Source organism: uncultured Dokdonia sp., from assembly GCF_947492815.1.
GTDB lineage: Bacteria > Bacteroidota > Bacteroidia > Flavobacteriales > Flavobacteriaceae > Dokdonia.
This window is the reverse complement of record NZ_CANLOB010000005.1, coordinates 178,352-200,539: the sequence shown is the minus strand read 5'-3', so window position 1 is coordinate 200,539 and position 22,188 is coordinate 178,352. Positions and strand designations below refer to the sequence as shown.

Below are 22,188 nucleotides of genomic sequence, written 5' to 3'. Positions count from 1 at the left end.
TTTGTTCTAATTCTAATTGATTTGATAAAAATCTAAGGTTCTAAAACTTTTTATCCTCATATGAGGCAAGTCTAAGAAAATTAAAGAAATTAAAATGTATGTCGTTAGGTTGTGCCCAACGACATACAAAAGCAAAAATTAACAATCTGCTCCCCCACCTATTCCAAAGCAGATTCCTAATCCTGTAACACATCTAACTTGTCCTGGACAAAAATCACCATTTTGCTCACAATCAAAGTCACTAGTACAGGCTATAGGATTACTTCTTGCTCCTTCTCCTTTAAATGTTTTTTGATCTGCTTTGCTTAATTTTTGAACTCCTTCTAGTTTTAAAATGTTTTTTAACATAATTGTAAAATTTATAATTAATTTTACTGCGAACATTTTGAGACACTCACAGTTTGTGTCTGTCCTTGCAAGAATGTTTTAGAGCCTAGTGAACGCTAGGCTCTTTTTATTTTTATACGGTTTCTAATGAATAGTTTGTCACCTCATTTGCTCGTTCTTTTAATATCTCTACAAATAGCAACAGGTCTTCATATTCATAATACTTTTTAGGAAATTTTTGATTCCCTATCAATGTTTCTGGGGTGTAATTGATATTATTTTGTTGCGCCACCTCTCGATGCATTTCTAGGGTACGATCATCCATCAAAAGCATTGTATTAGGGGTTCCATGTTTTTCCATCCAACAATCTACATCTCTATCTCCAAACCAATCTTTTAACGCATTAAAAGCATCTGTTTTACTTTTACGATATACCTCTAAAGTTCGTTTTGCAATTTGAGTTGCTGGGTTTTCTAAGTCTTTGGGTGTATTAAATACGAATTGTATTCCTACATCTGTTGGGAATTGTGTTAATAATCTGTCGTACAATTCAAATGCAGCGACACAATATCCGCATAATGGATTGCTGTATGCCGTTAATTGTATTGGTGCTTCTCTATTTCCAAAATATAGCTGTGCTTCTTGTGGAAGTATTTGTATATTTTCAAGCGTTTCTTGTTGAAGGGCTGTTGTAAAAAACAGCTTATTTCTTTTAAAAGAAAAATATTCTTTTTTTGTTGTACGTAGTTCTTGACTTCTTAACAACAAAGGTTTTACATATCCCCATAACAGTGTAATTCCCATAGTTATTACAAGTGCTTTAGACAAGTATTGAAACGAAAAATCCCAACCTGAAAACAGTAGAAACACTGTCACAAATTGGGAAATTAAAACTACAGAAACTAACAGACATAAACCGCACCATTGTTTTATCTGTATCGCCTGAAGATATATAGAGTAACCCAACACAAAAACTGATCCAATAGCTACTGCTAGTAATATACTTGGGTGTATGCCTAAGAACGTAATTGCAAAAAACAAGCTGGTAAAATACACTAGAGAAGCGTCTCCCAAACCAAACGCTTTGTTAATTCTTCCTTCTTTTGATGTAATAACAGTTGCACAACTATTTAAAGTTGATGATAAGGCATTACATACTTTTGAAGTCATTCGATCTTTAACACCTATACTTTCTTTACTGATCAAATAGCTTACAAAGCAGCCAAATACTGTGAGTAATATATAAATTGCATGCGGTATTGACGGTGTAAATATTAAAGTGGTAACAACTGCAAATAGTAAGGCCACCAACAATGCTATCATTCTAGTATTAAAAGACGTTACTAGTGGTGCTCTTTTTTTATTTTCTTCTATAGCAACAATCGTACCCGTCCATTGAGAAGTAAACTCTTGAATAGAGCGTTTTTCTTTTTTATCTTGGATAGTTCTTATTTGAACTCCGTTTTTTTGTTGTTGGACTAAAGCAAGTGTTGTATCACCTTCTTCTTCTATAAGTGCTAAAAACAAATTTGGAAGTTGCGACAGGGCATCTATAGGAACATTGGCCGCTATATTATCAATTCCAAAATAATCTAAGGTATCTGTGATTGCTTTTACACTTGGGTAATCTGCATGAGAAAGCAATTGAAGATGAATATCTTCTTTTGAAAATGCAGTGATGTGTGATCCTAATAAAAAGCGAAAAATTAATTCGTCCATACCTAGATGTTTTTTGTAAACACCTATATGTTCTGGATACTAAAAATTCTTACCCAAAAAAAAGTAAAAAATCAAATTTTACACATATAAAACAATCATAAACAGTGTTTTATATGAGGATTATAATTTTTCTAAAAGCTCTTTTGCTTCTTTATACTTATAATTAGAAGGAGAATTACTTATCTGTTTAAGTAATTCCTTTGCTTTCACGATATCTTCTGTTTTTAAATAGAGTAATGTTTTATACCATGTCCCCATAGGAGCATCGATTAAGTCACTTTGACGGAGTGCATCAAAAGTAGCATGCGCTTTTTCAAATTGACCCAATTCCATTTCAGAAATTCCTTTATAGAGTAATATACTCGCTTTATTTTTTGCGGCCGTTGCTACTGCAGGAGCAAGAAGTGTGAGTGCTTTATTATAATTTCCTTCTTCAAAATAACGTTCGGCATCTATAAGGGTAGAATTTTCTTCTCCGCCACGCGCCACTAGTGAAGGAACATCAGAAGTAGTATAATAATCTACATATAATTCTTGAGGTGTTTGCCCTTGTGGAACTAAAACAATAAGAGTGATTAATATGGCAATAAGAGCTGCGCTAAGATAATATAGCCATGAGCGATTACTTTTTGGAGCGCTATTCTTATACGCATTCTGCGCTTGTATAATAGCATTCTTGAGCTGTACGAAATCTTGGCTTTTATATAACTCTTCATATTCCTTAAGGCGTTTTACAGCTACATTTTCAGCAGTACTCCATGTCTCCTCAGAAAGGGCTTCCAGGAGTTGTTTTTGCAGGAGTACGCTTTCGCGAAAGCGTATATCTTCAGACATCCGTTTTTGTAAAGTTTCTCCTTCTTCCTTAGAAAACTTTCCTAATAAATAGTTTTCTATATATGTATGCTCTTCTTCTGGATTCATAATTCTTTTAAGGAATTATAACGTTGATCACTAGTGATGGTTTGCATGAGTTTTGTTTTACATTTAAATACACGTTGTCTTGCCACAGTCTCTGAGTTATAGCCCAATCTTTTTACAATCTCACTATAAGAGACTTTTGCAAAAAATAGTTGAAGTACTTTTTTACAGTTTTCAGAAATTAGCTCTAATTTTTCTGTAAATAGTTCCCAACGTTCTTGCTCTAGAGTAGCTAGCGCCATGTCCTTTTCTTCACTTTGAAGTTCCATCACTCCATCATCTGTTACCCGTGTTTTTGTTTTATTTAATTCTCGACGCCATAAATTTTTACAAGCTGTAAATAAAAAAGCTTCAAAACTGCTTTTAATTTCGAAGGGTTCTCTTCGATATCGTACAGCAATTTGCATCAATGCTTTCTGAAAAATATCTTCAGCATCTACTTGCTGTCCTTTATTCTGAAGTACAAATTTTTTTACTTTAGGAAAAATAGAAGCATATATCTCAGTAATTACTTTAGAGTCATTTTGTAATAAAGCTTTGAGGTAGACCGTATTTTCAGGCATTCGCATAAATGATTAGATAAACAAAAATAAACTTTTATATTTACAGGGTAACAAACAAAAGGGTTATGTAACTACTGAGTAATTAATAATTAATTATAACCCTAAAACCTTTTTTATGAAAAGTACATTTTTTAAGCCCCTAAGCATTCTTTTTATCCTTATTTTAACAGTATCGTGTAGTGTTGACTCTGAAGAAAACGTTGAACAACTAATAACTGCAGATTCTACATATACCCCTTCTAAAAACCAGAATTGTGCAGATCCAGATTTACTTGTATCTGACGGTGATCACAATTTTTATTACTTACTTGTAGAGTACGAAGCTGATGCTACAAAACAAGAAAGAAACGCCATTAGAAACCCTTATTGTGATAGGATGGTGTCTATCACACCATGTGAATTAAATAAAGACGCAGAAATATGGCTTGTAAGAGGTCTATGCCCTACTCTTATGGATTGCAAGCCAGATATCGTAAAGCCTACAGATCCTAATTTAAGATTAGCAACATTTGCAGATACGTGTCAATAATTTGAAAGTAACACCCATTTTATTTTTTTGGCTTTGTGGATTGTTTATAACAAACAGTCTACAAAGCCAAAACTATTTTGACACCTACATTTCTTCTTATCAAGATCAAGGATATACGCATAAAACTACAGTAGATAGTTTATTAGTTTTATGTAAAAAATCTAATGACTACATACATTTAAGTGATATAGCTACTCATTTTTCTACGCGAATTTATAGCTCGCATATTTCAGAGGCAATACATTATGGAAAACTTGCATTAGATACATATCCGCTTGAAAAAAGAAATAATCCTCACTATGCAACGTTACAATTTCGTTTAGGTTTTTTTTATAGTGAGCAAAATGACTTTGAAAAAAGTAATGCGCTGTATCTAGCCATTATAGAACAAAATACAAATCCTGCTAGAGTTGCGCAATCTTATTCTAGATTAGGTCTCTATTACAGTGCTCAAGGTGACTATTATAGAGCTATTGATTATTTTAAAAAAGGGATTTCTCTCCTTGAAAAACAAAATAATTACAGAGACCTTGTTAAGCAGTATATCAATTTCTCTGTTGTATATCATCAAGAAGGCAGTAAAGAGAGCTTTCTTAAGAAGAAAGAAATGCTAGACAAGGCTTTAGCACTTGAAGAAAAAACAACCATACTACCTATAGATAGGTATCATATATACACAGGGTATGCAACATTTTATACACAAGAAGTTACGTTTGATTTAAAAAGTGCCAGAGCATATCACTTTAAAAATTTAAAACACCTCGCCCAAGAAGGTATTAATGATTATACCTGTGACATATACGGAAATCTATCAGATTTATATAATATTGCTAAAAATGATAGTGCCCTTTATTATATAGAAAAAACACTGAAAGAATGTCCTGATACATTTACACAATCTGTCTCGAAACATCATTTAAGTCAATATTATAGATATCGTGGCAATGCAGAAAAAGCGCTAGACAACATACAAAGATCTCTTACACTAAGCACTGAAAAAGAAAATAAAAAGCGTACCATACTTACAAGAGATGAGTTAAGCAAAATCCCAAGAAAAATAGATGTTTTTGCAGCTTTTAAAGAAAAAGCTGGAATTCTAGAAGACTTATTTGAAGAAAATAAAAATTTAAATGACCTATCCGTAGCATTAGATAATATTCTAATTGCCGACACACTAATAGACTTTATAGAGGAAGAAAGTTTAGAAAAACAATCTCTATTACTCTGGAGACAAGCAGCTTCTTCTTTATATGCACAAGGCGTACGTGTTTGCAAAAAACTAAATAAACCAGAAACAACATTTTATTTTATTGAAAAGAATAAAGCTCTCTTGCTAACATCAGAGATTGACACAAAAATGAAGAGCAAAAAGCTTCCTGACACACTCCAGAAGCGACAATCAACATTTAAAAAAGAAATTTTAGCATTAGAAAATACGATTTCTGAAACAGAAAACTCTGAAAAAGTAAAACAACAACAAGAAGTACTCTTTGATCTCAAAACAAGGTATCAAAAACTACAAGACTCTATTTCTATAGCATTTCCCTTATACAAAAGGAACACACTACATCATACACTTCTAACAATTACGGATGTTCAGAATTCATTAAACGCTGACACTGCCGTACTTTCATATATATGGGGTATTCCTGAAGATGGAGATGAAGTCATCTATGGTATCTATATAGATCAAACCTCAACAGAACTATTTGAAGTGGATAATATAGATACATTAAAAGAGCATATCTTTCAATATCGAAATGCTATTTCTAAACCTTTTGAAACAAAAACAGCGCAAGAAAACTATAGTATTTCTGCATATGCACTATACAATACTTTATTTCCTACACAAAGTATAAAAGCTTCCATTAAAGGGAAAGAACTACTTATCATACCAGATGGAGAATTACAATATGTTCCTTTTGATGCATTTTTAACTTCTGATAATAGCAAAGAATACTTCATTAAATCAAACAAAATAAATTATTCATATTCCTTATCTTTTTCTAAAAGAAATGAAGCAATTCAAAGAACATATGATACAAATTTTGTAGGCTTTGCTCCTATCACATTTTCTAACAAAAATCTAAATCCATTACAAAAAAGTAGAGATGAAATCACTAGCATAGAAAAAATTCTAAAAGGAAAATCATTTCTAGAAACTACAGCTACAAAAGATAATTTTCTTACGAAATCATCATCTAGTGAGATTGTACATTTAGCAACGCATGCAGACGCCTCTTCAAACCCATGGATTGCTTTTTATGATACAATCCTAGAGTCTCACGAATTATATACCTACCAAAATAATGCAGAACTCGTTGTATTAAGTGCTTGTAATACGACCATAGGTGATATTGCACCTGGAGAAGGAGTTATGAGCCTAGCACGTGGGTTTTTCTATGCTGGGGCTAATACAGTTGTATCTAGTTTATGGGAAACAAATGACAAAGCTACTTCAGAAATTATGACTTCCTTTTATACATATTTAAAAGAAGGAAACTCGAAATCTGACGCTTTATACAAAGCAAAATTAAATTATATATCTTCTAGTAATTTATCTCAGCAATCACCTTACTATTGGGCTCCTTTTATCTTAATAGGAGAAGCAGAAAACTCCTTATACAGCACTAACAAAATAATTATTTTAAGTATTTTATCTGTTTCTATACTACTCTTTATCATATCCTTATATATAAGAAAAAGAAAAAATAAAATTTTAGGGTAACAAAACTTAAAGAACTGGAACAACAAAGGGAACACAAAAATTAAGCCCTTGAACAATTCAGTTATTTACCAAGTTGAACAATTATTAAGATTAAACAAAATTGCTTTTGATAAGGAAGAACTTGCATTTCAAATTCAAAGTCATCCTTCGTATCCAAGTCTTCATGCCATTACTGGAGTTCTAACGCATTTCAATATTGATCATCTTGCTATGGTGGTACCTGCAACAGAAGAGGTATTAGAACAACTTCCTACTACATTTCTTAGCTGTATGAAAATTGAAGAAGACCAGCTTTTTGGAGTTGTTGTAAAAAAAGGTAATTCACTCGTCGCTTATTATGACGCTAAAGACAAAAAAGAATATTCTAAGGAAGAGTTCTTACAATACTTCACTGGTATTATCGTCGCAGTAGAAAAAGAAGAAACAGATCGCCCATCTGTTCAAAACAAAAACGCGACATATTTGAGAACAGGTCTATTAGCAGGTTTAGGGTTCATGCTTTTAGGCCTGCTCTACCAAGCGCAACTTACATTTGCAGCAATAAGCTATGGTAGTGTAGCTCTTTTAGGAGTACTCATAAGTGCTGTTATCATAAAACAACAACTAGGCATGGAGACTAGTATTGGAAATGCTTTTTGTTCAGATACAAATACTTCTAAAAACTGTCATGCGGTACTCACGTCTAATGGTGCCACTTTATTTGGTATTAAACTTGGTGATCTCAGTTTAATATATTTTATAGGACTGTCTTTGTCAGTGATCGCATTATCGATACTTGACTATGCCATGACACCTTTATATATACTTAGTTTTATGGCAGCTCCTATTACGCTCTATTCTATATATTATCAGTACGCTTTCGCGAAAGCGTGGTGTCCATTATGCCTTATTATCGTAGCGGTATTACTGTTACAAACAGGAATAGGAATTTTTCAAATTAATGATGTAGTACAAATCAATGCATTACTAATTGTGGGAATTACATTTGCAATAACGCTATTAGGTTGGTTATTTATTGAACCTATATTTCTTGCTTCAAAAAGACTTAAAAGAGCTAATATTGATTTCACAAAGTTTAAAAGAAACTTCACTCTTTTTGAAACATTACTTACGCAGTCTTCTAAAAAACAAACACATATTAATAATGTATCAGAAATTGTATTTGGCAATCTACAAGCCCCTTTATCTATAGTAGTATTTACAAGTCCATTTTGTAAGCATTGTAAATCTGTACATACACTATTAGAGGATATTTTAAAAAGTTATGGAAATTTAGTAGCAATTACCATACGCATCAATGCCAATACAGACAACAAAGAATCAGATATCTATAAAATAACAAGTCGTCTCACAGAATTATATCATACAAAAGGACAAGACCAATGTTTACAAGCTATGCATGATATTTATGAGGAGATGGCTACTGATACTTGGTTATCAACATGGGGTACTTGTGAACAAGAAGATATGTATCACCAAACACTTGTAGACCAACAAAACTGGGGTACTGAGAACGGAATTAACTTTACGCCAGAAATCTTAATAAATGGATATGCATTCCCATCTGCATATACTCGCGAAGACTTAAAATATTTTATAGAAGAACTACACGAGTTTTCTCAAGAAGTACAAATTCCTTTTTCGCCACAATTTCAGAATGCTATATAAAAAACAATAACCCTTAAAAAGGGCTATTGACTTGAACAATATTCTCTCGCGAAGAATAGACACAAACTGTGAGTGTCTCTAAATGTTCGCAGTAAATGTAATTTAAATAATTAGAATCATGTTAAAAAACATTTCAAATTTGGGCGAAACCCTAAATAAAGAAGAACAGCAATCAATAACAGGAGGTAAACTAGACGGAAACCCACCAGAATTCTGTATGTGTACCCAACTAACATACTTAGTGAATGGAGAAGTAACAACAGAATATCCTCTTTCTGGTCCTGTTCAAGTTGTTGGGTGGACAGATATTATTCCTGTTCCGGCTTGTTGCCACTAACACTAATAAAAATATTCTCTCGCAAAGAATAGACACAAACTACGAGTGTCTCTAAATGTTCGTAGAAATGCAATTTTTTAAAAATAAAATCATGTTAAAAAACATTTCAAACTTAGGGAAAGCCCTAAACAAAAAAGAACAAAAATCAATTACTGGAGGAAAGACTGATCCAAACCCACAAGAATACTGTGTATGCTATAATGTATATTGCGCATCTGGGAGCATCGCTGATGGTACGTACGCGTATCCAGTTGAATGTGACGGTTCTTCATGGCCTCCAACATATCCTGTGAGTTTTGGTGCTATTATACCAGCACCAGCTTGTTGCGTATAATATATTTTACTGTAGAGAAGAATATGTATTCTTCTCTACAGTTATGTACCCTTTTTCTTCTAGCCTCTTCTGTTTTCTAATTATTTCTAAAGCATTTTTATGAGTTTCAAGATTTCTTGAGATGAATCACTACTTCTATATAATCAAAATATATTTTGAAAAAATTCCCTTCATATAAACAGACAGAAACTAAAGATTGTGGTCCTACATGTTTAAAAATAATTGCTAAACACTATCATAAGAATTTATCTATCAATGAGCTTAGGAAAATAAGCGAAACTACAAGAGAAGGTAGTAATTTGTTAAATCTAAGTGATGCTAGTGAAGCAATTGGATTTAGATCATTAGGAGTAAAACTTACATTAAACGAATTAAAAGAAGCTCCTTTACCATGTATTTTACATTGGAATAAAGATCACTATGTAGTACTCTATAAAATCAAAAAAGATACGTTCTATATTTCCGATCCTGGATTTGGACTATTAACCTACTCCAAAGAAGAATTCTTAAAATTCTGGATTGGTAATAATGCTAAAGACACTACTCAAGAAGGTATTGCATTATTCTTAGAAACCACACCTTCTTTTTACACAAGTGAACTAGAAGATGAAGAGGATTTAGAATTCAATTTTAGGTATCTCTCAAAGTATATCATAAAATATAAATCTTTTATCATACAACTTGCCGTTGGATTACTGGCTGCTAGTTTGTTACAACTTGTTGTTCCTTTCTTAACCCAAAGTATCGTTGATGTCGGGATTAATAATAAAGACCTTAATTTTATTTACCTCGTACTATTTGCTCAAATCGCACTTTTCCTAGGAAGAACAGGTATAGAGATTATACGCAGTTGGATTTTATTACATATTAGTACTAGAATAAATATCTCTTTAATATCAGATTTTTTCATAAAATTGATGAAGCTGCCTATTGCATATTTTGACACTAAAATGACTGGAGATATTATGCAACGCATAGGTGATCATAGTCGAATAGAAAAAATATTAACGACATCATCATTAAGTGTTTTATTTTCTTTGGTAAACTTTGTTGTATTTAGTGTTGTACTTACATATTATAACACTCAAATTTTTTCAGTATTCCTTACTGGAAGTATTCTATATTTCTTTTGGATTAAAATATTCTTAAAGAAAAGAGCTGCTTTAGACTACAAAAGGTTTTCTGCATCTAGTCAAGAGCAAAGTAAAGTTATAGAGCTTATCAATGGGATGCAGGATATAAAACTACACAACGCAGAAAAACAGAAACGATGGGCTTGGGAATTTGTACAAGCAAGATTGTTTAAAGTATCAGTAAAGAGTTTAAGTTTAGAGCAAGCACAGAGTGTAGGGTCTTCATTTATAAACGAACTCAAAAACATTTTCATTTCTATTCTCTCAGCAAAACTGGTCATAGAAGGAGATATTACGCTAGGTGTTATGTTATCTATTTCATATATCGTTGGTCAATTAAATGCTCCAGTGCAACAACTCATTAACTTTGTAAGAGAGTTACAGGACGCCAAAATTTCTTTAGATAGATTAGGAGAAATTCATCAAATGGATGATGAAGAGATAGAGCCAGAAAATAAAGTTTCTGATATTCCAGCAAATGCTGGCATCAATATTAAGAATGTATCATTTAGATATACAGGGTCTGATGTAAGCGTCTTAAAAAACATCAATCTAATTATTCCTCCAAATAAAACAACAGCAATTGTTGGTGCTAGTGGCAGTGGAAAAACAACATTATTAAAATTATTATTAAAGTTTTATGATCCTAATGAAGGCGAAATTCAATTAGACAACATCGTTTTTGAAAATCTATCCCAAAAAGCATGGCGTAATCATTACGGGGTTGTTATGCAAGAAGGTTTCATCTTTAATGATTCTATTGCAAATAATATTGCTATTGGAGAAGAATCTATAGATAAACAAAAGCTATCACATGCAATAGATGTTGCTAATATTAGAGAATATATAGAATCGCTCCCACTGTCTTACAACACAAAAATAGGAACAGAAGGTATAGGTTTAAGTACAGGTCAAAAACAACGATTATTAATTGCTAGGGCTGTTTATAAGAACCCTAAGTATTTATTTTTTGATGAAGCGACTAGTGCGCTAGATGCAAATAATGAAAAAGTAATCATGGAACAATTAGACACTTTCTTTAAAGATAGGACAGTGGTTGTAGTTGCACATAGGTTAAGTACTGTAAAGAATGCACATCAAATTGTGGTCTTAGATAAAGGGAGAATTGTTGAAATAGGTGACCATAAAACACTTGTAAGCATCAAAGGAAATTATTACAATTTGGTTAAAAACCAGTTAGAACTAGGGAACTAATGTCAAAAAAATTAGAAGAAATAGAATTAAGAAGCGAGCAGGTACAAGATATATTATCGTATGTTCCTCATTGGATGATACGCTATGGTAACGTACTTTTTTTGGTCTTAATCATATTATTTTTAGCACTATCTTTCTTTATTAAATATCCAGATGTAATATCATCTGAAGCTATTATTACTACGATACAACCCCCTCAGAAAATATATGCAAACACAAAAGGAAAACTAGACACATTATTAGTTGTAGACAATCAACAAGTAAGTGCCAATACGCCATTAGCAATTATAGAGAATAGTGCTGATTTTAAAGATGTATTCTATTTAAAATCTATTATTGATACTGTTCAATTTTCTAAAAAAAGTTTTGAATTTCCTATAGACAAGATACCTATTCTATTTTTAGGAGATATTGATACACAATACGCTCAATTTGAAAATAGTTATCAGCAATATCTTCTCAATAAACAATTAAGACCTTTTACAAGTGAAGCCATTGCAAATTCAACATCTATTTCAGAATTAAAATTCAGGCTTCAGACATTACGTTCGCAAAAAAAAATAAGTCAATCAGAATTAGATTTACGAATCAAAGAGCATTCAAGAAACAAATCATTATATGAAAAAGGAGTTATTTCTACTCATGAATATGAAGTTTCTGAAAGCTCATTATTACAATCAAAAAACACTTTTGTTAATAATGACGCTTCTATTTCTCAAACTTTAGAAGCTATTAGTAATGCGCAAAAGTCAGCTAGAAGCACCAAAATAAATAGTACAAAAGAAGATATTACTTTACTTAAAAATGTACTTCATTCTTTCAATCAGCTTAAACTTGCTATTAAAAACTGGGAAATGCGTTATGTGATGCGTTCAGATATTAACGGTATTGTTTCTACACTTAATATTTGGAATGAAAATCAAAACGTTTCACAAGGAGATAGGGTATTTACCATTATTCCAAAAGAAGAAGGTGCATACATCGCAAAATTAAAAGCACTAGCTCAAAATGCCGGAAAGATAAAAACTGGGCAACATGTCCAATTAAAACTACAAGACTACCCAGATAATGAATATGGCATCTTAGAAGGCACCATCTCAAAAATATCTGCAGTAACAGATGAAGAGGGTTTTTATCTGCTAGATGTATCTCTTCCTACAACATTAATAACTTCTTATAATAAAGAAATTCTCTTCAGACAAGAAATGTTAGCTAATGGAAAAATCATAACAGAAGACCTACGGCTCATAGAACGATTCTTTTATCAAGTAAAAGGGATTTTCGAAAATTAATTCTATAAAAAATCAAAAAACAAAGCCATCAATGTACTATTGATGGCTTTGTTTTTTTAGTCATAAGTCGTTTTACTTACATGCATTTTTTAATGATTTTATCATCAATACGTTAAAATTCAACTCATTTTAATGTTAAAATTCAGATTATCAGTAATTTAAATTCATTTTTGATTATTTTTAAGTAAAAATCCCGACCCCAATAACAATCTGACTGTCAAATTATTAAAAAAATACCCGAAAATATTCTTGCAAGGATAGACACATACCTTGAGTGTCTTTAATGGATCAAGGTTATCATTAAAATTCAAAATTATTTTTAACCATGAAAAAATTAGTAAAACTAGGAGAAGCACTAAATGCAAGTCAACAAAAATCGATTAATGGAGGAACTTTAGGATGTAATATCTTCCTTTGTACACTAGAGAGTGAAGGATGTCCATGCTATGGAAACCCAAATACTCCAGATGGAAGAGGATGTTGTATGGATGGAATGTGCGTTGATTAATGCTCATTCAATCTATTAAAATATTAATGAGAAGCTAGACATAATTATTTACTAGCGCTATCACTAATCTTAAAAACAATATCTCATGTTAAAAAACATTTTAAAATTAAGCAAAGCCAAATCATTAAATAAAACTGAACAATTAGCCATCTCTGGCGGTAATTCATGTGTAGTAGCATGTTATTATAACTGTGCGGCCATTTCTAGTACTAGAGTTGAATTAGGAGATTGTTTTCAAGAATGCCAACAAAATTGCTAATTATCAATTAGTAGACGTTTCTTTTTACTGGCTATGATGTAGTGTTATTTTTGATATTATCCATTAGTAATACCAATTAGAATGTAAGAAGTATTTTTTGAAATTAATCTCAAATAACTAATCAAAAGCTATTCTATACAATAGTTTTTGATTAGTTGTTAACTCTTCACATCCAAAGCATCTCTGAGCGCATTACCAACCATCATAAAAGCCATGACGAGTAACATAATAGCAAGCCCAGGAATAACCGCTAGATATGGTTTTCCTAATATAATATAGCTGTAATGATCTTTAATCATCGCGCCCCAACTTGGCATTGGTGGCTGTGCTCCTATTCCTAAAAAACTAAGACCGCTTTCTATAAGAATCGCTCCTGCAAAATTGGCAGCAGAAATCACGATAAGAGGTGCCATAATATTAGGTAGTATATGTCTTATAATAATACGTCCATGTGTATAACCTAAGGCTTTAGCTGCAGTGACATATTGCATTTGTTTCACTCCCATAATCTGACCTCTTACCACACGCGCTACTTCTACCCACATGGTGAGACCAACAGCTATAAACACCTGCCAAAACCCTTTTCCTAAAGCCAGCGTAATAGCAATGACAAGTAATAATGTAGGAATAGACCAAGTCACATTAATAACCCACATAATAACAGCATCTACTTTTCCTCCAAAATATCCAGCTAACGAACCCATAAATAACCCTATAAGCAGCGAAATAAAAACAGCGACAAATCCTATAGAAAACGAAATACGAGCTCCCACGAACATTCTACTCAATAAATCCCTTCCATATTTATCTGTTCCTAGCATAAATTTTTGTGATGCTATATGCGCTTTCGCGAAAGCGTATACATCTACCCCTTCTTCCATTTCCAAACGCTTAGGAATCCCTTTTATATCATCACCAGCATAAGGGGTGTATATAATTGTATTTCCCTCAATAGTATGAGCGGTAATTGGAATTTCTGTGTCATTATTACGTTTTCCAAAAAACAATGACGAAAATGCAAATGACTCCTCTTCTATAGTCGAGGGAATGGTAAGCATCGTAGTTGTAAAACCAGGACCACGAGAATGTATAGAAAGATGCATTTGGTTTGCATTCTGGCTATTATCTGGAGCAATTAGATATGCAAATAATGCGATCATACCGCAAAGTACGATATAGCACAAACTCAAAACGCCCCAAAAGTTTTTCTTAAACTTTTGGAGCGCTAAACCTGTGAGTGAATTTGCGGTTTGCGACATAAATTAATCTTTTATCGCTGCAATTTTACTCTTTCTAATATTATTAATTTTTAAGTCTTGTAATACGTTAATTGCCTCTTCTACATATACATCACTTGCAAGACTTTTGTGCCAACGTTCTCTTTTGTCTTTTAGCACGGTATCATTTTCAAAAAGTTTTAATTCATAAGGTAAAGACTTATACGTAAGATTAGAAGCATAATCATCTATGGCATCAAAACGCTTTGTTTCTTCTTCACTTTTTAAAACTCTATTTTTATACCCTTCATAACTTAAATCCCACTCAGTGTCTTCGCGGCGGTCTTTAAGCCATTTTGCATAATCATTTATCAATTTAAGTTGTTCGCTTTTTGAAATACGAGCAACACTACTTTCTATTGTTTTTTCATAATCAATATATCCATCCCATGCATCATAAGAAGCTGCTCTTATTCTATCCCAAGGTAATGGATTCTCTTGATCACGTTCTCCTATATCTATATAGCTATATACATCTGGAACAACGACATCACTCTTTACACCTTCTAGTTGTGTCGAACCTCCATTGACACGGTAAAACTTCTGAATAGTTACTTTAAGCGATCCTATATCTCCATAATCATTAGAACGCAACCATCTATTTAATGGGAAGAAACGTTGTACTGTTCCTTTTCCAAAAGTTTGTTTTCCACCTATAATAATAGCTCTTTTATAATCTTGCATTGCTGCCGCTAGGATTTCACTAGCTGAAGCTGAATTTTCATTTACAAGAATTACGAGTGGTCCATCCCATAGAATACTTTTATCTTCATCATTAAGGATATCTGGTGTATCATCACTAGACTTTACTTGTACTACAGGTCCTTCTTTTATAAAAAGTCCAGCCATATCTACAACCGCTTTTAAAGATCCACCACCATTATTACGTAAATCTATCACAAGACCTTCCATTCCTTGTTTCTTAAGGCGAATGATTTCTTGTTTTATATCTGAAGCTGCATTACGTCCTCCAGCATTTTCTGTATCAAAGTAAAAACTAGGTAAATTAATGATTCCATAATTACGATCATCTTTACGTACAGCAGCAGATTTTGCATAAGTCTCTTCTAGTAAAACAACATCTCTTGTAATTACAATATCTTTGATACTCCCATCTATCTTACGCTTTACGTTAAGTGTTACTTTGGTGTCTTTAGGGCCTTTTATAAGTTTGATAGCATCATCAAGACGCATTCCTTGAATACTAGTAGCTTGGTCATCTCCATCTTGAGCTACTTTTAATATAATATCTCCAGCTTGTAATTCTTCTTGTCTCCAAGCAGGTCCTCCAGAAATAATATCAGTTACGTGTACCGCTCCATTTCTTTTTTGAAGACGAGCTCCAATCCCTTCAAACTGACCACTCATACGTTGGTCAAATCGATCTTTAGCTACAGGAGCAAAGTAATTTGTATGTGGATCAAACTCTTCTACAATCGCATTTAAAAATGTTGCAAAATAATCTTTACGCTCAAGCTCTTCTGTAAGATCAAAAAAGTTAGCAGTACTTTCTGTGATTTCTTTTCTAGCTTTCTCTTCTATCTGTACATCTGTAAGTACCTCTTCTACTTCTTTTCCATCTGCTAGTTGCGTTTCCTGAGTATCTTTCATGTCATAAAAAGTACTCAATGCATTTAATTTTAATTGTAATCTCCAACGCTCTTTGATTTCTTTTTTATTCTTTGCGTAGGCTAGTTTTTCATACTCTGTATCAATAGTCTCACGCTTAGAAAAATCAAATGGTTTTTCTAGAATTGCATTCTGTGCTTCTTTTGCCTCTTTAAAACGCTCTAAATAACGCTGGTAAGTCAGATCAAAGAACGTAAGATCTTTTTCCTTTACCATATCATCTATTTTGTCTTTGTAAGCAGCAAACTCTTCTATATCTTTTTTGTGAAAAAAGCGTCTATATGGATCTAATGCATCAATATAATCTTCAAAAACTGATGCCGAAAACGTATCATCCATGTCTTTTGCATCAAAATGACCACGCTCTATAACATAAGATATTAAATCTAATAGTAATTTGTCTTTATCTGGATCTTCTTCAACTTCTTTTGTAGTAAAACTACAGCTCGCCACCGAAAATAGCAGAGCAAGAGCTATTAACTTTAAATTACTTCTCATAAAATTACGTATTTGCATTTTTTAACTACCAATGTACATTAAAAATTGTGCCAGAGTATAAATAATGGTTGTAATTTTTTGTTAAACCTCAACAGGCACTAAAGAGAAGCAATTTACGTATTTTCGCGCATAGAATCCAACTTTATATACACATGGAAAAAAAACCACTTATTCTTATTACTAATGACGATGGCATTACAGCAAAAGGCATACGCACACTCATCGAGGTAATGTGTACTATAGGAGATGTTATTGTGGTAGCACCAGACAGCCCGCAAAGTGCTATGGGACACGCTATCACTATTAATAACACGCTTTACTGTGATCCTTTTGTGTATGACAAAGAAGCAGCGCATAAAGAATATAGTTGTTCTGGCACTCCAGCCGATTGTGTAAAACTAGCGAATCAACAGATACTAGATCGCTCGCCAGATCTTTGTGTAAGTGGTATTAATCATGGAAGTAATTCTTCTATTAACGTGATTTATAGTGGCACTATGAGTGCAGCTGTAGAGGCTGGTATAGAAGGTATTCCTGCGATTGGTTTTTCGCTGTTAGATTACAGTGCAGATGCAGATTTTGAAGCTTGCAGGTCCTTTGTAAAATCAATTACTGAACAAGTATTAAAAAGCGGTCTTCCCAAAGGTGTCGTACTCAATGTAAATATCCCTAAACTACCACTTTCGGAAATTAAAGGGACTAAAGTATGCCGTCAAGCAAAAGCGATGTGGGTAGAAGATTTTGATAAACGCACAAGTCCGCAAGGACGTGATTACTATTGGTTAACAGGAGAATTTATTAATCAAGATAAAGGAGAAGATACTGATGAGTGGGCACTTGCTCAAGGATATGTAAGCATTGTTCCTACCCAATTTGATCTCACAGCACATCACGCCATTCAAGAATTGAACAGTTTAGATTTTTAATATAACTATTGTTTTATACGCTTTCACGAAAGTGAAGTTTATACTGAGTTTATCGAAGTACGAAACATAAACAGCTACACCTCAAAAAGGATTGTTATTTTTGCATAAACAATCTATACTAATCTAGCCATTATTTATGAAAAAAGACATCATTTCTGGAGCTATTATAGGACTCATTGCTAATGCGATAGGTGTATATTTATATATCATGGCATTTTCTGATTATAGCGTTGATGTAACAATTCAAAAATCAATGGATGAAGGGTATTTTGGTAAAATTGTCACTTTAGGTGCCATATTGAATCTGGTTGCTTTCTTTATTTTTATTAAAAAGAAACAAGATTACAAAGCCCGTGGCGTTCTTTTAATAACGGTTATCATCGCCGTTTTAGTAATGGTGCGCAAATTTTTATAAATTGAAATAAGCGTACATACATTTAAGTAGTTGTTTACGTATTTCAATACTTAAATTTAGTATGCAAACCTGCCTGACGGTAGACAGGAACGTAGCAATTGATTCAAGCATAAATTCTTTATTTATTTCGTTTTAAACGGAATAAAAATTTTAAATAAATGAAATATTACATACTTGTAGGAGAAGCTAGTGGAGATTTACATGGATCAAATCTCATGAAGGCTTTATATCATGAAGACCCAGAAGCAGATATACGTTTTTGGGGTGGTGATCTTATGCAAGATGTAGGAGGCACCTTAGTTACACATTATAAAGAGCGTGCTTTTATGGGATTTGTAGAAATTTTAAGAAATCTCTTTACCATTTTAGGATTTATCAGTGCATGTAAAAAAGACATTGCTGCCTTCCAGCCAGATATACTTATTTTTATAGACAATTCAGGTTTCAATTTACGCATTGCAAAGTGGGCAAAAGCACAAGGATATAACACACATTATTATATCAGCCCGCAAGTGTGGGCTTCGCGTGCAAGTCGTGTAAAGACGATTAAAACTACCATAGATCATATGTATGTGATCTTACCTTTTGTAGAAGGATTTTATGCAAAATACCAGTATCCTGTGCATTTTGTAGGACACCCGCTTATAGATGCTATTTCGGGACGTACGCAAGCCGATCCTGATGTGTTTACAAAAGAACACGATCTTGATGACCGCCCTATGATTGCGTTACTCCCAGGAAGTCGTAAGCAAGAAATTAATGCCATGTTAAGCGTAATGTTAAGTGTGGTAGATGACTATCCTGACTATCAATTTGTAATTGCGGGCGCGCCTAGCCAAGATGTTTCTTTTTATGCGCCATTTCTTAAAAATTCGCAGGTACGCTTGATTATGAATAAAACGTATGATGTACTCAGTTTTGCAAATGCCGCACTGGTGACTTCTGGCACCGCCACCTTAGAAGCCGCGTTATTTAAGGTACCGCAAGTAGTTTGCTATAAAGGAAGCCGTATCTCTTATGAGATTGCCAAACGCATTATTAAATTGGATTATATTTCATTGGTAAATCTGATTATGGATAAACCTGTAGTCACAGAATTAATCCAAAATGATTTTACTACCAAAACTCTGAAAGCATCGTTAACCCAAATCTTAGACGATTATCATAGAGGTCAGATTTTTGCAGATTACTATGACTTAGAACAAAAACTAGGTGGTCGTGGTGCGAGTGCAAAAGCCGCAAAGCTTATTGTAGCAAATAGTCGTAAGTCGTGAGTCGTGAGTCGTGAGTCGTGAGTCGTGAGTCGTGAGTCGTGAGTCGTTTAATTTATACTTTTTTTGACATTCGGTAATTTCGATACAATTTTCGCGAAAAGCGAAAATCACTCAATCACCTTATTCTATTTTTATTGATTAAAAATAGAATATCTCTCTAATTTGGGTGTATAATCTATTCTCTGTTCTGTTCTATTCTCTCTTTTCTTTTTTTGCATCTGTTATATTTTCCCCATATTTGTTTTACCTGAATCTTATAACATACCTACTTTATGAAAAAACTATTCCTTTTTCTTTTTACTGCTGCAGTACTCACCTCTTGTGGAGGTTCTAAAAAAGTAACCTCTAAAAGTCGTAAAACACCTACCAAAACAGAACGTATTGTATTACAAGCCCAAGCATTTACGGGGACCAAGTATAAATTTGGTGGTACCACCTCAAAAGGGATGGATTGTTCAGGATTGGTATATGTAGCTTTCCAAAAAGAAAACATTGTCTTACCACGGGTATCTCGTGATATGGCAAAAAAAGGAAAACCTGTTTCAAAAAGCAGTGCCCGTGCTGGCGATTTGGTATTTTTTAGAACTAATAAAAACAGCCGAAATATCAATCATGTTGGCCTCGTGACTGCTGTAAAAAGCGGACAGATCTATTTTATACATTCTACCTCTTCCAAAGGTGTCCTTACTTCATCCCTAGAAGAAAAATACTGGAAACGTGCCTTTGTAGAAGTGAGAAGGGTGATATAGGTTTGACTTGTAAAATAGGTCTAACATATTATTGTATATTACAAAAAATGCTCCTTAAAAGATATTTAATAATGTCCTTGAAAAATATTTTTATTTTATTTTTATTTTTATTTTTTCAGATATCATATAGTCAAGAACATAACTTATCTTTAATTGATTCTTTAGAGAAGTTAGATACACATCAATTAGTTATTGATTTTTATGAACTTTACAACATCAATAAAAAAAGAGATAGTTTATACGCTGAAGTGATACTCCGAAAGTATAAAAAAAATAAGACTCGTAATATAGTGTACGGGTATGAAATAATGGCCCAAGTATATGGAAATAACTTAGAAAAACATATTTCGTATATAGATAGTGCTATTGTATATAGTGAGGAATCAAAAATTATTGATTACCCTACAAAACTATATGTAAATAAGGGATTTTCTTATGCCAGTAAGGCTTTTTTCAATGAAGCTCTTGATAGTTATTTAAAAGGATTAGAATTTGCAAAAAAAAAGAATGATTCTGTTTATGAATACATCATATATCATAACATAGCTTTATTAAAACGAAGAATAGGAAAATATAATGAAGCAAAAATTCTTCTAAAGAAATGTTTAGTTTACGAAAAAACAAAATTAGATACATTAAACTTTACAAGTTATTTAGCAACACTTTCAGAATTAGTAATTACTCATAGAAGAAATAAAGAAATAGATTCTGCACTTTTATATAATAAGGAAGGTTTAACATTAGCTAAAAAAAGCTCCATAAAAAGTTATTTTATCTTAAATGACGGTATCCTTGATTATTATTGTAAAAATTATAATAAATCAATAACAAAAATTAAAGAAGCATTTAAAAAAAATTCTGAATCTAAAAAATATTTACATTTTGAAAACTATAATATTATAGATGGATATTATTACCTAGGTGAATCATATAATAAAATAGGTGATACTAAAAAATCTATCACTTATTTTAAAAAAGTTGATTCGTTAATTAATTCTACAGACTATTTAATCCCAGAAATTAGATCTTCTTATACAGCAATAATAGATTATTATAAATCAAAAAATGATACTAAGCAACAACTCTACTATATAACGCGCTTATTAAAATATGATAGTATTCTAGATCATAACCTAGTTGATTTAAACATTAAACTAGAAAGAGATTATGATACTCCAAACTTAGTTTTTGAAAAAGAAAGGTTAATCAATACTTTGAAGATTAAAAATAAAGAATCAAATATTTATTTAATACTAGCAATTATTATTATAATTATAACCTCTACATTACTAATCTTTAATTTCAAAAATAAAAAGAAATATAAATCAAGGTTTGAAAAATTAATGAATTCCAATCAAGCGGAAAAACTGTTTATATCCAAAGAAAAAAACAAAAAGGAGAAAGGAGAAAAAATTCCTATAGGAATTTCAAGTCATGTAATTGATAAAATTTTAGCTAGCTTAGATGAATTTGAAAAACAAAATGGTTTTAATAAAGTTAACTTAACCACTAATATATTAGCTAAACAAATGCAAACAAACTCTAAATATTTAACAAGAGTTATTAAACATTATAAACAAAAAAACTTTTCTCCATATATAAATGATTTGAGAATAAATTACATAATCAATGAATTAAAAAAAAATCATACATTACGAAACTACACTATAAAAGCAATTGCAACAGAAGCAGGATTTAACTCCCCGGAAGTATTTTCTAAATATTTCCACAAGAAAACAGGAATTTATCCTTCATATTTCATAAAAAAACTACAAAATCCTGACAGATAAAAGATTAGATCATCACAACTACTCTTAATTCTAGAATTAAGAGTATAACCTTATAAAAAAAATTAGCATCTATACTATTAATTTTTACTTTTGGGTGAA

The 22,188-nt window shown here is 32.2% G+C and carries 20 protein-coding genes; 14 read left to right on the top strand and 6 right to left on the bottom strand.

Translation table 11 applies throughout. The features are described 5' to 3' along the window. Positions 1-138: 138 nt before the first annotated feature. The 4 genes from Q1A01_RS07695 to Q1A01_RS07680 form a co-directional block, all read right to left on the bottom strand. Positions 139-348 carry a hypothetical protein gene (locus tag Q1A01_RS07695; protein WP_299678416.1) on the bottom strand — a complete coding sequence of 70 codons (210 nt, stop codon included), beginning with the start codon at positions 346-348 and terminating at the stop codon, positions 139-141. Between the two features lie 112 nt (positions 349-460). After that, positions 461-2,047: a vitamin K epoxide reductase family protein gene (locus Q1A01_RS07690; protein ID WP_299678414.1), complete on the bottom strand. Its 1,587-nt coding sequence runs from the start codon at positions 2,045-2,047 to the stop codon at positions 461-463. A 120-nt stretch (positions 2,048-2,167) separates the two neighbouring features. Then, the gene (locus Q1A01_RS07685) at positions 2,168-2,968 is read right to left on the bottom strand and encodes a hypothetical protein (protein WP_299678411.1); all 801 of its coding nucleotides are present in this window, start codon (positions 2,966-2,968) and stop codon (positions 2,168-2,170) included. Next, positions 2,965-3,528 (bottom strand): sigma-70 family RNA polymerase sigma factor, encoded by a 564-nt coding sequence (locus Q1A01_RS07680; protein WP_299678408.1) that lies wholly within the window; start codon positions 3,526-3,528, stop codon positions 2,965-2,967. The genes Q1A01_RS07685 and Q1A01_RS07680 overlap by 4 nt, the downstream gene beginning before the upstream one ends. A 115-nt stretch (positions 3,529-3,643) precedes the next feature. Between Q1A01_RS07680 and Q1A01_RS07675 the strand changes: the two genes are divergently transcribed. The 9 genes from Q1A01_RS07675 (at position 3,644) to Q1A01_RS07635 (ending at position 13,531) form a co-directional block, all read left to right on the top strand. Continuing rightward, complete coding sequence (locus Q1A01_RS07675) at positions 3,644-4,057, top strand: hypothetical protein (RefSeq protein WP_299678405.1); 414 nt, start codon at positions 3,644-3,646, stop codon at positions 4,055-4,057. After that, the gene (locus Q1A01_RS07670; protein ID WP_299678402.1) at positions 4,038-6,785 is read left to right on the top strand and encodes a CHAT domain-containing tetratricopeptide repeat protein; all 2,748 of its coding nucleotides are present in this window, start codon (positions 4,038-4,040) and stop codon (positions 6,783-6,785) included. The genes Q1A01_RS07675 and Q1A01_RS07670 overlap by 20 nt, the downstream gene beginning before the upstream one ends. A 48-nt stretch (positions 6,786-6,833) precedes the next feature. Next, on the top strand, positions 6,834-8,453 hold the full coding sequence (locus Q1A01_RS07665; RefSeq protein ID WP_299678399.1) for a vitamin K epoxide reductase family protein: 1,620 nt from the start codon (positions 6,834-6,836) through the stop codon (positions 8,451-8,453). Between the two features lie 219 nt (positions 8,454-8,672). Continuing rightward, entirely contained in the window at positions 8,673-8,822 is a 150-nt protein-coding gene (locus tag Q1A01_RS23895; RefSeq protein ID WP_366520090.1) for a hypothetical protein, read from the top strand. Positions 8,823-8,881: 59 nt separating this feature from the next. Continuing rightward, positions 8,882-9,124, top strand: coding sequence for a hypothetical protein (locus tag Q1A01_RS07655; RefSeq protein ID WP_299678368.1), 243 nt, complete (start codon positions 8,882-8,884; stop codon positions 9,122-9,124). A 155-nt stretch (positions 9,125-9,279) separates the two neighbouring features. Further along, positions 9,280-11,472: a peptidase domain-containing ABC transporter gene (locus Q1A01_RS07650; RefSeq protein ID WP_299678365.1), complete on the top strand. Its 2,193-nt coding sequence runs from the start codon at positions 9,280-9,282 to the stop codon at positions 11,470-11,472. After that, entirely contained in the window at positions 11,472-12,764 is a 1,293-nt protein-coding gene (locus Q1A01_RS07645; protein ID WP_299678362.1) for an HlyD family efflux transporter periplasmic adaptor subunit, read from the top strand. Before Q1A01_RS07650 ends, Q1A01_RS07645 begins: the two co-directional genes overlap by 1 nt. A 325-nt stretch (positions 12,765-13,089) precedes the next feature. Further along, complete coding sequence (locus Q1A01_RS07640) at positions 13,090-13,272, top strand: hypothetical protein (RefSeq protein ID WP_299678359.1); 183 nt, start codon at positions 13,090-13,092, stop codon at positions 13,270-13,272. An 85-nt stretch (positions 13,273-13,357) separates the two neighbouring features. Further along, the gene (locus Q1A01_RS07635; RefSeq protein ID WP_299678356.1) at positions 13,358-13,531 is read left to right on the top strand and encodes a hypothetical protein; all 174 of its coding nucleotides are present in this window, start codon (positions 13,358-13,360) and stop codon (positions 13,529-13,531) included. A 158-nt stretch (positions 13,532-13,689) separates the two neighbouring features. Here the strand turns inward: Q1A01_RS07635 and Q1A01_RS07630 are convergent, their stop codons facing one another. Further along, a complete protein-coding gene (locus Q1A01_RS07630) occupies positions 13,690-14,790 on the bottom strand; it encodes an ABC transporter permease (protein WP_299678353.1) in 1,101 nt (366 codons plus the stop codon). Between the two features lie 3 nt (positions 14,791-14,793). Next, a complete protein-coding gene (locus Q1A01_RS07625; RefSeq protein WP_299678350.1) occupies positions 14,794-16,935 on the bottom strand; it encodes a carboxy terminal-processing peptidase in 2,142 nt (713 codons plus the stop codon). 152 nt (positions 16,936-17,087) lie between these two features. On the opposite strand from Q1A01_RS07625, the gene surE reads away from it, so the two are divergent. From surE to Q1A01_RS07600, 5 genes are all read left to right on the top strand, one after another. Then, entirely contained in the window at positions 17,088-17,861 is a 774-nt protein-coding gene (gene surE / locus Q1A01_RS07620; RefSeq protein WP_299678347.1) for a 5'/3'-nucleotidase SurE, read from the top strand. A 136-nt stretch (positions 17,862-17,997) separates the two neighbouring features. Beyond that, positions 17,998-18,276, top strand: coding sequence for a hypothetical protein (locus Q1A01_RS07615; RefSeq protein WP_299678345.1), 279 nt, complete (start codon positions 17,998-18,000; stop codon positions 18,274-18,276). 158 nt (positions 18,277-18,434) lie between these two features. Further along, complete coding sequence (lpxB, locus tag Q1A01_RS07610) at positions 18,435-19,550, top strand: lipid-A-disaccharide synthase (RefSeq protein WP_299678342.1); 1,116 nt, start codon at positions 18,435-18,437, stop codon at positions 19,548-19,550. A 272-nt stretch (positions 19,551-19,822) separates the two neighbouring features. Further along, a complete protein-coding gene (locus tag Q1A01_RS07605) occupies positions 19,823-20,299 on the top strand; it encodes a C40 family peptidase (RefSeq protein ID WP_299678339.1) in 477 nt (158 codons plus the stop codon). A 71-nt stretch (positions 20,300-20,370) separates the two neighbouring features. Beyond that, a complete protein-coding gene (locus Q1A01_RS07600; protein WP_299678336.1) occupies positions 20,371-22,089 on the top strand; it encodes an AraC family transcriptional regulator in 1,719 nt (572 codons plus the stop codon). Positions 22,090-22,188: the final 99 nt, after the last annotated feature.

Bases quoted from the DNA above. Each gene is read 5' to 3' on its own strand.
- Q1A01_RS07695 (WP_299678416.1), bottom strand. From the start codon at position 348: ATGTTAAAAAACATTTTAAAACTAGAAGGAGTTCAAAAATTAAGCAAA.
- Q1A01_RS07690 (WP_299678414.1), bottom strand. From the start codon at position 2,047: ATGGACGAATTAATTTTTCGCTTTTTATTAGGATCACACATCACTGCA.
- Q1A01_RS07685 (WP_299678411.1), bottom strand. From the start codon at position 2,968: ATGAATCCAGAAGAAGAGCATACATATATAGAAAACTATTTATTAGGA.
- Q1A01_RS07680 (WP_299678408.1), bottom strand. From the start codon at position 3,528: ATGCCTGAAAATACGGTCTACCTCAAAGCTTTATTACAAAATGACTCT.
- Q1A01_RS07675 (WP_299678405.1), top strand. From the start codon at position 3,644: ATGAAAAGTACATTTTTTAAGCCCCTAAGCATTCTTTTTATCCTTATT.
- Q1A01_RS07655 (WP_299678368.1), top strand. From the start codon at position 8,882: ATGTTAAAAAACATTTCAAACTTAGGGAAAGCCCTAAACAAAAAAGAA.
- Q1A01_RS07645 (WP_299678362.1), top strand. From the start codon at position 11,472: ATGTCAAAAAAATTAGAAGAAATAGAATTAAGAAGCGAGCAGGTACAA.
- Q1A01_RS07640 (WP_299678359.1), top strand. From the start codon at position 13,090: ATGAAAAAATTAGTAAAACTAGGAGAAGCACTAAATGCAAGTCAACAA.
- Q1A01_RS07635 (WP_299678356.1), top strand. From the start codon at position 13,358: ATGTTAAAAAACATTTTAAAATTAAGCAAAGCCAAATCATTAAATAAA.
- Q1A01_RS07630 (WP_299678353.1), bottom strand. From the start codon at position 14,790: ATGTCGCAAACCGCAAATTCACTCACAGGTTTAGCGCTCCAAAAGTTT.
- Q1A01_RS07625 (WP_299678350.1), bottom strand. From the start codon at position 16,935: ATGAGAAGTAATTTAAAGTTAATAGCTCTTGCTCTGCTATTTTCGGTG.
- surE (WP_299678347.1), top strand. From the start codon at position 17,088: ATGGAAAAAAAACCACTTATTCTTATTACTAATGACGATGGCATTACA.
- Q1A01_RS07615 (WP_299678345.1), top strand. From the start codon at position 17,998: ATGAAAAAAGACATCATTTCTGGAGCTATTATAGGACTCATTGCTAAT.
- lpxB (WP_299678342.1), top strand. From the start codon at position 18,435: ATGAAATATTACATACTTGTAGGAGAAGCTAGTGGAGATTTACATGGA.
- Q1A01_RS07605 (WP_299678339.1), top strand. From the start codon at position 19,823: ATGAAAAAACTATTCCTTTTTCTTTTTACTGCTGCAGTACTCACCTCT.
- Q1A01_RS07600 (WP_299678336.1), top strand. From the start codon at position 20,371: ATGTCCTTGAAAAATATTTTTATTTTATTTTTATTTTTATTTTTTCAG.